This window comes from Phycicoccus sp. DTK01 (genome assembly GCF_017312765.1).
Classification (GTDB): Bacteria; Actinomycetota; Actinomycetes; order Actinomycetales; family Dermatophilaceae; genus Phycicoccus; species Phycicoccus jejuensis.
This window is the reverse complement of record NZ_BOPU01000004.1, coordinates 72,709-85,235: the sequence shown is the minus strand read 5'-3', so window position 1 is coordinate 85,235 and position 12,527 is coordinate 72,709. Positions and strand designations below refer to the sequence as shown.

Below are 12,527 nucleotides of genomic sequence, written 5' to 3'. Positions count from 1 at the left end.
ACTCCCGGACAGCCGCTCCTCCCTCACGGTTCGGTCCGGCCGCGCGTGCTGTGAAAGGATCGGGCGACCGCTGTGCACCACCCGCCGAGGAGGCCCCGTGACCACGCCTGCCACCACCGAGGCCCCGGCCGCACCCGGGATGCCGGGTCGCGCGCGCCGGGTGCTGCTCAAGCTCTCCGGCGAGGTGTTCGGCGGCGGGCAGGTCGGCGTCGACCCCGACGTCGTCCGGGGGGTGGCCCGCCAGATCGCGGCGGCGGTCCGCGAGGGCATCGAGGTCGCCATCGTCGTCGGCGGCGGCAACTTCTTCCGCGGCGCCGAGCTGCAGCAGAAGGGCATGGACCGCGCCCGCGCCGACTACATTGGCATGCTCGGCACCGTCATGAACTGCCTCGCGCTCCAGGACTTCCTCGAGAAGGAGGGCGTCGACACCCGCGTGCAGAGCGCCATCACGATGGGCCAGGTCGCCGAGCCCTACATCCCGCGCCGCGCGATCCGCCACCTCGAGAAGGGCCGGGTCGTCATCTTCGGCGCCGGCGCCGGCATGCCGTACTTCTCCACCGACACGGTGAGCGCCCAGCGTGCGCTCGAGTGCCAGTGCGACGCGGTCCTCATGAGCAAGAACGGCGTCGACGGCGTCTACGACAGCGACCCTCGCGAGAACCCGGACGCCCGCAAGCTCGACGAGGTGACCTTCGGCGAGGCGCTGCGCACCGGCCTCAAGGTCGTCGACGCCGCCGCCTTCAGCCTCTGCATGGACAACCGCCTCCCGATGGTCGTCTTCGGCATGGAGGGCGACGGCAACGTGACGCGCGCCCTGCGCGGCGAGGCCATCGGCACCCTCGTCCACGCCGGCTGACCGACCCCGGCCCGGTGCTGCCGGGCCTTTGACACACTGGACCCGCAGCGCCGCACCCGCGACGCGAACCGAAGGAGATGCCTGCCGTGATCGACGAGACCTTGTTCGAGGCCGAGGAGAAGATGGAGAAGGCCGTCGAGGTCGCCAAGGAGAGCTTCGCCGGCATCCGGACCGGCCGGGCGCACCCCGGCATGTTCCAGAAGATCACCGTCGACTACTACGGCGCCCCGACCCCGCTGCAGCAGCTCGCGTCGTTCCAGACGCCCGAGGCGCGCACGATCATCATCAGCCCGTTCGACAAGTCCTCGATGCACGCCATCGAGAAGGCTATCCAGCAGGCCGACCTCGGCGTCAACCCGAGCAACGACGGCAACATCATCCGCTGCACGATGCCGCAGCTGACCGAGGAGCGCCGTCGCGAGTACGTGAAGATGGCGCACAGCGAGGCCGAGGAGGCCCGCGTGTCGGTCCGCAACATCCGGCGCAGCGCGAAGACCTCCCTCGAGAAGCTCGTCAAGGACGGCGAGGTCGGCGAGGACGAGGGCGCCCGCGCCGAGAAGGAGCTCGAGGCGGTCACCAAGCGGCACGTCGAGCAGATCGACGAGCTGCTCAAGGGCAAGGAAGCCGAGCTCCTCGACGTCTGACCACCCCATGACCGACGCCACCGACGCCGCCGCGGCCACCGACACCGCGGACGCCCCGACGAAGCCCAGGGCCGGGCGCGACCTGCGGGCCGCGATCGGGGTCGGGCTGCTGCTCGGCGCCGTCGTCATCGCGAGCCTCGTGCTCGATCCGCGGGCCTTCCTCGTCGTCGTGGTCGTCGCCATCTGCCGGGGCGCCTGGGAGGTGCGGCGGGCCGTCGCGACCCGCGGCTTCCACGTCCCGCTGCCGCCGCTGCTGCTCGGGGCCGTCGGGATGATCTCGTCGGCGTACCTGCGCGGCGCCGAGGCGCTCGTCGTCACCTTCGGCCTGACGCTCGTCGGGCTCGTCGTGTGGCGCGTCGCCGACGGCCTCGACGGCGCGGCCCGGGACCTGTCGGCCTCGTCGCTCGTCACCTTCTACCCCGTCTTCCTCGGGGGCTTCGCCTCGCTCATGCTGGCCGAGCCCGACGGCCGCCAGCGCATCATCGTCTTCGTGCTCGTCACGGTGTTCTCCGACATCGGCGGCTACGCCGTCGGGGTGGTCCTCGGCAAGCACCCGATGGCGCCCTCGCTCAGCCCGAAGAAGTCCTGGGAGGGCTTCGCGGGGTCGGTCGCCACGTGCGCGCTCGTCGGCGCCGTGTCCCTGCCGCTGCTCCTCGACGGGCCGTGGTGGGGCGGCGCGCTCCTCGGGGCGGTGGCCGCCGGGGCGGCGACGACCGGCGACCTCATCGAGTCGAGCATCAAGCGTGACCTCGGCATCAAGGACATGGGGACGATGCTCCCGGGCCACGGCGGCCTGATGGACCGCCTCGACTCCCTCGTCGCGGTCGCGCCCATCGCCTGGGCCCTGCTGTTCTTCCTCGTCCCGGTGTCCTGACCCGGGAGCCCGACCGCGGCGGGTCAGCCCGCGCGGCGGCGGCCGCGCGTGAGCATCGCGTCGAGCACCGGCGTCGACCCCACCGCGAGCGTGCCGTCGGGCAGCTCCTCGGTGAGGCACGTGATCTCGCGGTGGTACCAGTGGTAGACGTGCGGCGTCACCGGACCCGCGCCGTCGGCGTACATCTCGGCGGCGTGCGCGGGGACGAGCTCGAGGGCGGCACGGGCCTCCGCCGGCGTCGAGCACGGCTGCAGCACGAGGGCGTTGCGGTGCGGCATCGCGAAGACGACCCCGCCGGAGAGGTCGGCGCCGGGCAGCCAGCGCTCGATCACCTCGGGGAGGAAGCGGGCGAAGGAGGAGGTGTACGGCGAGTCGCCGACGATCGCGGAGACCGAGTGGCGCGGACGGCCGAGGCGGATGCGCTCGGCGTCGGCGGTCTGCAGCTCCTCGAGGAGGTTGGCGCGAGCGATCTCCATGAGCGACCACAGGTGGCGACGCGTCGCCACCACGCGGGACTCGGGGAGGGTGACGACGCTCAACGGGAGGTCGAGGGTCAGCACCTCGTCGACGTGCTCGGTGAAGGGCATGACGTACTGGAAGCCCAGGCCGGTCGCGTGCAGCCGGTCCCGCGCGACGAGGCGGGAGGTGAGCGCGGCGTCGAACCGCTCGGGCGACATCGAGTCGATGTCGGTCTCGGCGGCGGCGGTGAGGCGCTCGAGGTGCGCCCGCACCTCGGCGTCGAGCGCGGGGTCGGAGTCGAGGTCCGGCACCGGCGCGAGCGGGTGCCGGACGGGGGAGGTCGTCCCCGGGACGGTGGCGGCGCCCCCTGCGAGCGAGCGCCAGCGGTCGAACAGGCCCATGGCCCTGCCTTTCCCTGCATCCTCGCTCCCCCTGCGGAGCGAAGTTAAAGAGAGAGTAAAGGGATGACAGGTCCCGGTGTGGGCGAACCGAAGAATCTTGAGGTGGGGAGCGGCGCGCAGCGCCTCCGGCCGCGGTTCGCCCGGGCCGCGCTCGGCCTGCGAGAATCGGGGGACCATGTCCGAGACCCCCGCCCCGCGCCCCGCCCCCGGCCAGCTGACCCTCGTCGCGCCCCGCCGGGGCAAGCCGCCGCGTCACCTCGCCGACCTCACGGTCGAGGAGCGCCGCGAGGCCGCCACGGCCCTCGGCCACCCGGCCTTCCGCGCCAACCAGCTCTCGACGCACTACTTCGAGCGGCTCGTCGACTCCCCGGACGAGATGACCGACCTGCCCAAGGCCGTCCGCGACGACCTCGTCCGCGACCTCCTGCCGCCGCTGCTCCAGCCGGTCCGCCACATCACGGCCGACCAGGGCGCCACCGTCAAGCAGGTCTGGAAGCTCTTCGACGGCGCGCTCGTCGAGTCGGTCCTCATGCGCTACCCGAACCGGGTGACGGTCTGCATCTCCAGCCAGGCCGGCTGCGGGATGAACTGCCCGTTCTGCGCGACCGGGCAGGAGGGCCTGACCCGCAACATGTCGACGGCCGAGATCGTCGAGCAGGTCGTCGCCGCGGCCCGGATGCTGCGCCACGGCGGGCTGCCCGAGGTGGGCGCGGGCACCGAGGGGGCCGGTCTCGGCGACGAGGCCGAGGGCTCCGACGAGGCGCCCGCCGGCGGCCCGGCGCGCGTCAGCAACATCGTCTTCATGGGGATGGGCGAGGCGCTGGCCAACTACAAGGCGGCGATCGGCGCGATCCGGCGCCTCACCGAGCCGGCGCCCTCGGGCCTGGGCATCTCGGCCCGGGGCATCACGATGTCGACGGTCGGCCTCGTGCCGGGCATCGACCGGCTCGCGGCCGAGGGCATCCCGGTGACGCTCGCCCTGTCGCTGCACGCTCCGGACGACGAGCTGCGCGACGAGCTCGTGCCGATCAACACGCGCTTCAAGGTCGACGAGGCCATCGACGCCGCGTACCGCTATTACGAGGTCACCGGGCGGCGCGTGAGCATCGAGTACGCGCTGATCCGCGACATCAACGACCAGGCGTGGCGGGCCGACCTCCTCGGCGAGAAGCTCGCCGCCCGCGGCCGGGGCTGGGTGCACGTCAACCCGATCCCGCTCAACCCGACGCCCGGCTCGAAGTGGACGGCGTCGCGGCGCGGGGTCGAGCAGCAGTTCGTCGAGCGGCTGCGGGCGCACGGCATCCCGACGACGGTCCGTGACACCCGCGGCTCCGAGATCGACGGCGCCTGCGGGCAGCTGGCCGCCTCCACCGCCTGACCGACGGGGGGCGCCGGCACTACGCTCCGGTCATGCGACGACGCCTGCTCTCCCTGGCCGCCGTGCTGGCCGTGGGGCTGGCGGGCTGCTCGTCCGCGCCGCTGCCCGACAACCTGCGGGCGAAGGGCTCGCACGAGGCGGCCCACGCCGCCGCGACGACGGCGCCCTCCGCCGCGGTGTCGCGGCCGCCGGACGTGCCGCTGCGCGCCGGGGAGCGCTTCGTCGAGGTCCGGCTGCCCGGCGCCTACACCCCGACGGCGCCGACCCCCACCGCCACCGACGACTACCGCTGCTTCCTCCTGGACCCCCACCTGGGCACGGACCAGCTCGTGAGCGGTGTCGACATCCGCCCCGACAACGCGGCGCTGGTGCACCACGTCATCGTGTCGCGGGTCGAGCCGAAGGGCATCGCGCAGGCCGAGCAGCTCGACGCCGCCGACCCGGGGGACGGCTGGACCTGCTTCGGCGGCAGCGGGATCCAGGGCATCGGGGTCAACCTCGACGACGCCGACTGGGTCGGCGCCTGGGCGCCCGGAGGTGGCGAGCGGGTGATGGCCGACGACATCGGCATCCCGCTGCGGGCGGGTGGCCGGCTCGTCGTCCAGATGCACTACAACCTCCTGGCCGGCTCCGGCACCGACCGCAGCACGGTCCGGCTGCGCGTCTCGGAGGCGGCGGGCAGCCGGAAGAAGGCCCTCGACACGATGCTCCTGCCCGCCCCGGTCGAGCTGCCGTGCCGCGAGAACCGCACGGCCGGGCTGTGCGCGCGCGTCGTCTCGGTGGCCGACGTCTCGCGCCGCTTCGAGGAGCGCCCGGCGACCGCCGACCTGCTGCACCTGCTCTGCGGCCCGGTCGTGCCCGGCCCGGTCCAGAGCTGCTCCCGCACGGTCCGGGAGAAGGGCACGATCCGGGCCGTCGCCGGGCACATGCACCTGCTCGGCCGGTCCATCACCGTCGACGTCGACAAGGGCACCGACCGCGCGCGACGCGTGCTCGACATCGCGAGCTGGGACTTCGACGACCAGGGGAGCATCCCGCTGGAGAAGCCGGTCCGCGTCGCGCCGGGGGACCGCATCACCGTCACCTGCCGCCACGACCAGGCGCTGCGCGACCTGCTGCCGGCCTTCGCGGGCCAGCGCGAGCGCTACGTCGTGTGGGGCGAGGGCACGACCGACGAGATGTGCCTCGGCATCGTCCTGCTCACGCGCCCCTGACCGAGCCGCCACCCCGGGTGGCGGGCCGGTGTCGTGGTGCCGGCGGGCACTCACGGGTGAGACTGGGGGCGTGAGCCTTCGTGAGGTGCGGCGGCGCCGCGGGTGGAGCCAGGAACAGCTGGCCGACGCCAGCGGCGTGAGCGTGCGGACCATCCAGCGCGTCGAGGGGGGACGCCACGCGGGACTCGCGTCGACGACGGCCCTCGCGGCGGCGCTGGGCGTGGACCCTGCGGACCTCGGTGCGGCGGATGAGGACGGCCCGGCCGGGCACCTGGCGCCGGAGGTGACCTTCGCCGAGGCGCTGCGCCGCGCCGCAGAGCGGTGGTCGGACTTCGAGGGGCGAGCGAGCCGCACGGAGTTCTGGTTCGCGCTGGTGGGGGTGCTGGTGCTCGTGGCGGCGCCGGCCGCGCTCGACGAGCGGCTGGGCGCGGCGGTCCTGGTCCTCGGCCTCGTCCCCCTCGCAGCGGTCGGGACGCGGCGGCTGCGCGATGCGGGGCAGAGTCCCTGGTGGCTCCTGCTGGCCTTCGCGCCGATGGGGTTCGTCGTCCCGCTGTGCCTCCTGGCGATGCCAGGGCGCGACGAACCGTCACGCGCGCAGGTCGGGCAACCCTAGGCCGAGGTGAGCAGAGCGACCGCGTCGGCGAGGTCGTCGACGAGGTGCACGTGCTGCGCCATCGGGCGCCCGGCGGCCAGCGCCGTGAGGGCGGGCCAGACCGGAACCGTCTCGCTCCAGTGCCGGGCCCCGACGAGGACGAGCCGGGGGAGCGGGCGGCCGTCGGCCGGCTCGGCGTCGTAGTAGAGGCGGGTCGCGGCCTGGAACACCTCCTGCACCGTGCCGGCGGCCCCCTCGAGGACGACGACGCCGGCGCGGGAGCGGGCGAGCAGCCCGTCCTCGCGGATGGCGTTGCTGAAGTACTTCGCGATCCCGTCGCAGAACACGTTCGGCGGCTCGTGCCCGTAGAACCACGTGGGGATGCCGACGCTGTGCACTGCGCGCGCCGTCCGGCCCGCGACGAGGGGCTCGCGCACCTCGAGGGCCAGGCGCGCCCACGCGTCGACGTCGGGCCGGAAGGAGGGCACGGCCCGGAGCCGCTCGACCGCCGCGGCGAGGTCGTCGGGGTGCTCGGCGAGCGCGCCGAGGTTGGCGGCCTCCATCGCGCCGGGTCCTCCGCCGGTCGCGACGACGAGGCCGGAGCGGGCCAGGGCGTGGCCGAGGGCGGCGGCGCGGGCGTAGGCCTCCTCGTCGCGGCGCAGGGCGTGGCCGCCCATGACACCGACGACGGGGAGGTCGTCGAGCAGGTCGGTGAGCGCGTCGCTCATCGAGTCGTCGTGGACGGCCCGCAGGAGGGTGACGAAGACGTCGTGGCCGAGGGTCGCGTCGCGCGACCAGGCGTACGCGAGCGCGTCGGGGGTCGTGGCGTAGCCCGAGGCGGCCAGGCCGGCGTAGAGCTCCTCGGGGGAGTAGAGGGTCGCGCGATAGGGGTCGACCGGGGCGTGCGGGTCGGTCGGGAAGACGAGGGCGCCGTGCCGGCGCAGGTGCTCGCCGAGACGGTCCGGCAGCCGGCCGCCGAGGACGACGAGGCCCTCGAGGTCGGTGCGCGCGAGCAGCCGGTCGGCGCGCTCGGTGAGGTCGAGGTCCTGCAGCCGCATCCGGCGCAGCGGGGTGCCCGCGTCGAGGGCGGCGTCGAGGGCGTCGAGGGTCTCGATCTCGTGCACCGGGCGAACCTACCGCCCGCACACGGGGATCAGTGGCCGCCGGTCAGGCGGGACAGGAGCGGGGCGATGCGGCTCGCGCGGCCCGTCCGCGTCTCCTCGGCGTCCGCGAGCCGGGCGGCCTGCAGGCCGGCGTTGACCCCGAGCCAGCGCAGCGGCTCCGGCTCCCACGACGGCGAGCGGTGGCCGACCCAGGGCAGCGCCGTGAGGGCGCTCGTGCGGCCGAGGACGAGGTCGGCGAGCGTCCGCCCGGCGAGGTTGGTGGCCGCGACCCCGTCGCCGACGTACCCACCGGCGCGGCCGGTGCGCGTCACCGGGTCCCAGAGGACCGTGGGGTTCCAGTCGCGGGGGATGCCGAGCGGCCCGCCCCACGCGTGCGTGAAGCGCACCCCGCGCACTGCGGGCAGGAGGTCGGTCAGCGTCCGCCGCAGCGAGGCGAACACGGCCTCCTCGTGGTCGAACTCGGGCCGGATGCCGGAGCCGAGGTGGTACGGCGCGCCGCGGCCGCCGAACGCGATGCGGTCGTCGACGGTGCGCTGCCCGTAGATGACGAGGTGCCCGTGGTCGGTGAACACCTCGCGCTGCGCGAGGCCGATGCGCTCCCAGGTCGCGGCGGGCAGCGGCTCGGTCGCGACCATGAGCGAGTAGACCGGGACGAGCGCGCGCTCGTGGCCCGGCAGGTGCGGGGTCCATCCCTCCGTCGCGAGCACGACCGCCCGCGCGCTGAGCCGACGACCGTCGGCGAGGACGACCACGCCGTCCCCGGCGCGCGCCACCCGCACTCCCTCGACGACCCGCGCCCCGAGGCGCCGGACCGCGGCGCCGAGACCGTCGACGAGGTCGCGCGGCTGCACCCGGGCGCAGTGCGGGTTGAAGGTGGCCCCGAGGACGCCGGGGGAGTCGAGGCGCTCGCGGGCCTCCTGCGGCCCGAGCCACGTCGTCCCATCGCCCCACGCCGCGCCGTGGGCCGCAGCGGCCCGCGCCCGGGCCTCCTGCGCCGCGGTGCGCGCGAGGGCGACCGTCCCGCCCTTGACGAAGCCGCCGCCGAGCTGCTCGTCCGCATCGACCCGGCCGACCTCGTCGACGGTGTCGCGCAGCGCGGCGAGCAGCGAGAGCGTCGCCTCCCGGCCGTGCCGTGCGGCGACCGTGTCGGCGCCGACCGGCCAGAGGGCCGAGACCCAGCCGCCGTTGCGTCCGCTCGCCCCGAAGCCCACGTGCTCGGACTCGAGCACGAGCACCTCGAGCGAGGGGTCGGCCCGCAGGAGGTAGTAGGCCGTCCACAGCCCGGTGAAGCCACCGCCCACGACGACGACGTCGGCGCGCAGCGGCAGCTCGGCGTCGGACGCCGGTGCAGGAGAAGGGGACCGGCCGTCCCACCAGAGCGGCGCGGTGCCCGTCGAGCCGTCCACGCTCAGAGGTGGTTCTCGGCCTCGGTGAGCACCGAGCGCAGGCGGCGCTCGATCTCGTCGAACTCGCTCGGACCCATCGTCAGCGGGGGCGCGAGCTGGACGACGGGGTCGCCGCGGTCGTCGGCCCGGCAGTACAGGCCCGCGTCGAAGAGCGCCTTGGAGAGGAAGCCGCGCAGCAGCCGCTCGCTCTCGGCGTCGTCGAAGGTCTCGCGGGTCGTCTTGTCCTTGACGAGCTCGATCCCGTAGAAGTACCCGGCGCCGCGCACGTCACCGACGAGCGGCAGGTCGAGCAGCTGCTCGAGGGTGCGCTTGAAGACGGGGGCGTTCTCCTTGACGCGGTCGTTGAGGCCCTCGGCGTCGAAGATGTCGAGGTTGGCCATCGCCGCGGCGCACGAGACGGGGTGACCGCCCCAGGTGTAGCCGTGCGGGAAGTACGTCGTGCCCTTCCGGAACGGCTCGAAGAGGCGCTCGCTCGCGATCATCAGGCCGAGCGGGGCGTACCCGGAGGTGATGCCCTTCGCGGTCGTGATGATGTCCGGCACGTAGCCGAAGTCCTGGCAGGCGAACATCGACCCGATCCGGCCGAAGGCGCAGATCGTCTCGTCGGAGACGAGGAGGACGTCGTACTCGTCGCAGATCTCGCGGACCCGCTCGAAGTAGCCGGCCGGGGGCGGGAAGCACCCGCCGGAGTTCTGCACCGGCTCGAGGAAGACGGCCGCGACCGAGTCGGGCCCCTCGAACTCGATGGCCTCCGCGATCCGGTCGGCGGCCCAGCGGCCGAACGCCTTCTCGTCCTCGCGCAGGTGCTCCGGCGCCCGGTAGATGTTCGTGTTGGGCACCTTGTGGCCACCGGGCACGAGCGGCTCGAACGGCATCTTCGCGTCCGGGATGCCGGTGATCGACAGCGCGCCCTGCGGGGTGCCGTGGTAGGCCACCGACCGCGAGATGACCTTGTGCTTGGTCGGCTTGCCGGTCAGCTTGAAGTACTGCTTGGCGAGCTTCCACGCGGTCTCGACCGCCTCGCCGCCGCCGGTCGTGAAGAAGACGCGGTTGAGGTCGCCCGGCGCGTGGTGGGCCAGCCGCTCCGCGAGCTCGATGGCCCGCGGGTGCGCGTAGGACCACAGCGGGAAGAACGCCAGCTCCGCGGCCTGCTTGGCCATCGCCTCGGCGATCGCGGTGCGACCGTGGCCGGCGTTGACGACGAAGAGGCCGGCGAGGCCGTCGATGTACTCGTTGCCGCGGTCGTCCCAGACCCGCCAGCCCTCGCCGCGGGTGATGATCGGCACGGACTGGCCGAGGCCCCCGTGGCCCGGGTCCTCGAAGGTCGAGTGCCGCGTGAAGTGCATCCAGAGGTGGTCGCGGGCGGCCTCGGAGTACAGGGCGCCGGTCGCGGTGTGCCGGTCGGAGCTCGGCTCCCACACGTCGTTCGGGTGGATGGTCATCGGGTGCCCCAGTTGTAGTGCTGCTTGTTGAGCTTGAGGTAGACGAAGGTCTCGGTGCTCGCGACGCCCGGCAGCTGCCGGATGCGCTGGGTGAGCAGCTCGAGGAGGTGGTCGTCGTCCTCGCAGACCACCTCGGCGAGCACGTCGAAGGAGCCGGCCGTCGTCACGACGTAGTCGACCTCCGGCATGTCCGAGAGGGCCTGGCCGAGGTCGACGAGGTCCCCGCCGGCGCGGATGCCGATCATCGCCTGGCGCCGGAAGCCGACCTGGAGGGGGTCGGTGACGGCGACGATCTGCATCACCTCGGCGTCGAGGAGGCGCTGGACGCGCTGGCGGACGGCGGCCTCCGAGAGGCCCACCGCCTTCGCGATGGCGGCGTAGGACTGCCGTCCGTCCTCCTGGAGGAGCTCGATGATGCGTTTGGCGACGTCGTCGAGGCGGATGTCGTGCGAGCGGTCGCGGGGCTGCCGTGCGGTCACGCGCCCCATCGTGGCTGCTGGGCGGGGGTCACGCAAGTACCGGGGAACGGATTCCGCAACTTCCGTGCCACATTCGTGCAACATTCCCCATGAATCGTGGACGGACCCTAGTGATTTCGCGGCGCGGCGTACTACTGTGCCCGCAGCCGCGTGCCCGGTCACCCCGACGCACCGCGTCCACCCCGCCACCGACCCCCGGGAGCACCAGACATGAGCAGCCCTCGCGACCTGCGCAACTTCGTCGACGGGTCCTATACGGACGCCTCCACCGGAGCCACGACCGACGTGGTCAACCCGGCGACCGGGCAGGTCGTCGCCAAGGCCCCCGTCAGCGGCGCCGAGGACGTCGACCGCGCCTACGCCGCCGCGTCGAAGGCGTTCGGGGAGTGGGGGAACACGACGCCGAGCGAGCGGCAGCAGGCGCTGCTGAAGATCGCCGACGCGCTCGAGTCGCGCGCCGAGGAGATCATCGCCCTCGAGTCCGAGAACACCGGCAAGATCAAGGCGCTCACCGCGAGCGAGGAGATCCCGCCGATGGTCGACCAGCTGCGGTTCTTCGCCGGGGCCGCCCGGGTCCTCGAGGGCAAGGCGGCCGGCGAGTACATGGCCGGGCACACCTCATGGATCCGTCGTGAGCCGATCGGGGTCGTCGGCCAGGTGACGCCGTGGAACTACCCGCTCCTCATGGCGGTCTGGAAGATCGCCCCGGCCCTGGCCGCCGGCAACACCGTCGTCCTCAAGCCGAGCGACACCACCCCCGAGTCCACGCTGCTGCTCGCCGAGATCGCCTCGGAGTTCCTCCCGTCCGGCACGCTCAACGTCGTGACCGGCGACCGCGACACCGGCCGCCTCGTCGTCGAGCACCCGACCCCCTCGCTCGTCGCCATCACCGGCTCGGTCCGGGCCGGCGCCGAGGTCGCGGCGAGCGCCGCGCCGCAGGTCAAGCGCGTCCACCTCGAGCTCGGCGGCAAGGCACCGGTCGTCGTCTTCGACGACGCCGACATCGAGGCCGCGGTCGAGGGCATCGCCATCGCCGGCTACTTCAACGCGGGCCAGGACTGCACCGCGGCCACCCGCGTGCTCGCGGCGCCGCGCATCCACGACGACTTCGTCGCCGCGCTCGCCGAGTACGCGAAGAGCTCCGCGCCGGTCGGTCTGCCCGACGATGCCGACGCGCTCCTCGGCCCGGTCAACAACGCCCGCCAGCTCGCGCACGTCTCGGGGTTCGTCGAGCGGCTGCCCTCGCACGCGCAGGTCGCGGCCGGGGGCAACCGGGTCTCGGCGCTCGGCGACGGCTACTACCTCGAGCCGACCGTGCTGTCCGGGCTGCGCCAGGACGACGAGGCGATCCAGAACGAGATCTTCGGCCCGGTCATCACCGTCCAGCGCTTCACCGACGAGGCCGAGGCCGTGGCCTGGGCCAACGGGGTCGACTACGGCCTCGCGTCCTCGTTGTGGACCAAGGACTTCGGCCGCGCGATGCGGATGAGCAAGGCCCTCGACTTCGGCTGCGTGTGGATCAACACCCACATCCCGCTCGTCGCCGAGATGCCGCACGGGGGCTACAAGAAGTCCGGGTACGGCAAGGACCTGTCGATGTACGGGTTCGAGGACTACACCCGGGTCAAGCACGTCATGGCCAACATCGAGAGCTGAGG

Annotated in this window: 12 protein-coding genes; 7 read left to right on the top strand and 5 right to left on the bottom strand. The window is 73.5% G+C overall.

Annotated features, from left to right (window positions below):
• The first annotated feature begins 139 nt into the window (after window positions 1-139).
• The 3 genes from pyrH (at window position 140) to J3473_RS10380 (ending at window position 2,374) form a co-directional block, all read left to right on the top strand.
• Window positions 140-856: a UMP kinase gene (gene pyrH, locus J3473_RS10390; RefSeq protein WP_030527990.1), complete on the top strand. Its 717-nt coding sequence runs from the start codon at window positions 140-142 to the stop codon at window positions 854-856.
• Window positions 857-942: 86 nt separating this feature from the next.
• Window positions 943-1,500, top strand: a complete 558-nt coding sequence (gene frr, locus J3473_RS10385) for a ribosome recycling factor (RefSeq protein WP_030527991.1) — start codon at window positions 943-945, stop codon at window positions 1,498-1,500.
• Window positions 1,501-1,507: 7 nt separating this feature from the next.
• Window positions 1,508-2,374 carry a phosphatidate cytidylyltransferase gene (locus J3473_RS10380; protein ID WP_207023174.1) on the top strand — a complete coding sequence of 289 codons (867 nt, stop codon included), beginning with the start codon at window positions 1,508-1,510 and terminating at the stop codon, window positions 2,372-2,374.
• A gap of 23 nt (window positions 2,375-2,397) precedes the next feature.
• Here the strand turns inward: J3473_RS10380 and J3473_RS10375 are convergent, their stop codons facing one another.
• Window positions 2,398-3,234, bottom strand: a complete 837-nt coding sequence (locus tag J3473_RS10375) for a hypothetical protein (protein WP_207023169.1) — start codon at window positions 3,232-3,234, stop codon at window positions 2,398-2,400.
• Between the two features lie 175 nt (window positions 3,235-3,409).
• Between J3473_RS10375 and rlmN the strand changes: the two genes are divergently transcribed.
• The 3 genes from rlmN (at window position 3,410) to J3473_RS10360 (ending at window position 6,439) form a co-directional block, all read left to right on the top strand.
• Window positions 3,410-4,612 (top strand): 23S rRNA (adenine(2503)-C(2))-methyltransferase RlmN, encoded by a 1,203-nt coding sequence (rlmN, locus tag J3473_RS10370; RefSeq protein WP_030527994.1) that lies wholly within the window; start codon window positions 3,410-3,412, stop codon window positions 4,610-4,612.
• Between the two features lie 32 nt (window positions 4,613-4,644).
• Complete coding sequence (locus J3473_RS10365) at window positions 4,645-5,826, top strand: hypothetical protein (protein WP_207023165.1); 1,182 nt, start codon at window positions 4,645-4,647, stop codon at window positions 5,824-5,826.
• A 70-nt stretch (window positions 5,827-5,896) separates the two neighbouring features.
• The gene (locus J3473_RS10360; RefSeq protein WP_207023163.1) at window positions 5,897-6,439 is read left to right on the top strand and encodes a DUF805 domain-containing protein; all 543 of its coding nucleotides are present in this window, start codon (window positions 5,897-5,899) and stop codon (window positions 6,437-6,439) included.
• Here J3473_RS10360 and J3473_RS10355 read toward each other — a convergent pair.
• Genes J3473_RS10355 through J3473_RS10340 form a run of 4 tightly spaced genes read right to left on the bottom strand, consistent with a single transcriptional unit; the run spans window position 6,436 to window position 10,869 of the window.
• On the bottom strand, window positions 6,436-7,542 hold the full coding sequence (locus J3473_RS10355; protein WP_242525810.1) for an LOG family protein: 1,107 nt from the start codon (window positions 7,540-7,542) through the stop codon (window positions 6,436-6,438). The genes J3473_RS10360 and J3473_RS10355 overlap by 4 nt on opposite strands.
• Before the next feature lie 29 nt (window positions 7,543-7,571).
• A complete protein-coding gene (locus tag J3473_RS10350; RefSeq protein WP_207023161.1) occupies window positions 7,572-8,948 on the bottom strand; it encodes an FAD-binding oxidoreductase in 1,377 nt (458 codons plus the stop codon).
• A gap of 2 nt (window positions 8,949-8,950) precedes the next feature.
• The gene (locus J3473_RS10345) at window positions 8,951-10,390 is read right to left on the bottom strand and encodes an aspartate aminotransferase family protein (RefSeq protein WP_207023159.1); all 1,440 of its coding nucleotides are present in this window, start codon (window positions 10,388-10,390) and stop codon (window positions 8,951-8,953) included.
• The gene (locus J3473_RS10340) at window positions 10,387-10,869 is read right to left on the bottom strand and encodes an Lrp/AsnC family transcriptional regulator (RefSeq protein WP_242525809.1); all 483 of its coding nucleotides are present in this window, start codon (window positions 10,867-10,869) and stop codon (window positions 10,387-10,389) included. The genes J3473_RS10345 and J3473_RS10340 overlap by 4 nt, the downstream gene beginning before the upstream one ends.
• A gap of 210 nt (window positions 10,870-11,079) precedes the next feature.
• Here J3473_RS10340 and J3473_RS10335 point away from each other — a divergent pair, with 210 nt between their 5' ends.
• Complete coding sequence (locus J3473_RS10335; RefSeq protein WP_207023157.1) at window positions 11,080-12,525, top strand: gamma-aminobutyraldehyde dehydrogenase; 1,446 nt, start codon at window positions 11,080-11,082, stop codon at window positions 12,523-12,525.
• The last annotated feature ends 2 nt before the right edge of the window (window positions 12,526-12,527 follow it).

Coding starts and splice junctions, on each gene's coding strand:
- pyrH (WP_030527990.1), top strand. CDS start 140: ATGCCGGGTCGCGCGCGCCGGGTGCTGCTCAAGCTCTCCGGCGAGGTG.
- J3473_RS10380 (WP_207023174.1), top strand. CDS start 1,508: ATGACCGACGCCACCGACGCCGCCGCGGCCACCGACACCGCGGACGCC.
- J3473_RS10375 (WP_207023169.1), bottom strand. CDS start 3,234: ATGGGCCTGTTCGACCGCTGGCGCTCGCTCGCAGGGGGCGCCGCCACC.
- rlmN (WP_030527994.1), top strand. CDS start 3,410: ATGTCCGAGACCCCCGCCCCGCGCCCCGCCCCCGGCCAGCTGACCCTC.
- J3473_RS10365 (WP_207023165.1), top strand. CDS start 4,645: ATGCGACGACGCCTGCTCTCCCTGGCCGCCGTGCTGGCCGTGGGGCTG.
- J3473_RS10345 (WP_207023159.1), bottom strand. CDS start 10,390: ATGACCATCCACCCGAACGACGTGTGGGAGCCGAGCTCCGACCGGCAC.
- J3473_RS10335 (WP_207023157.1), top strand. CDS start 11,080: ATGAGCAGCCCTCGCGACCTGCGCAACTTCGTCGACGGGTCCTATACG.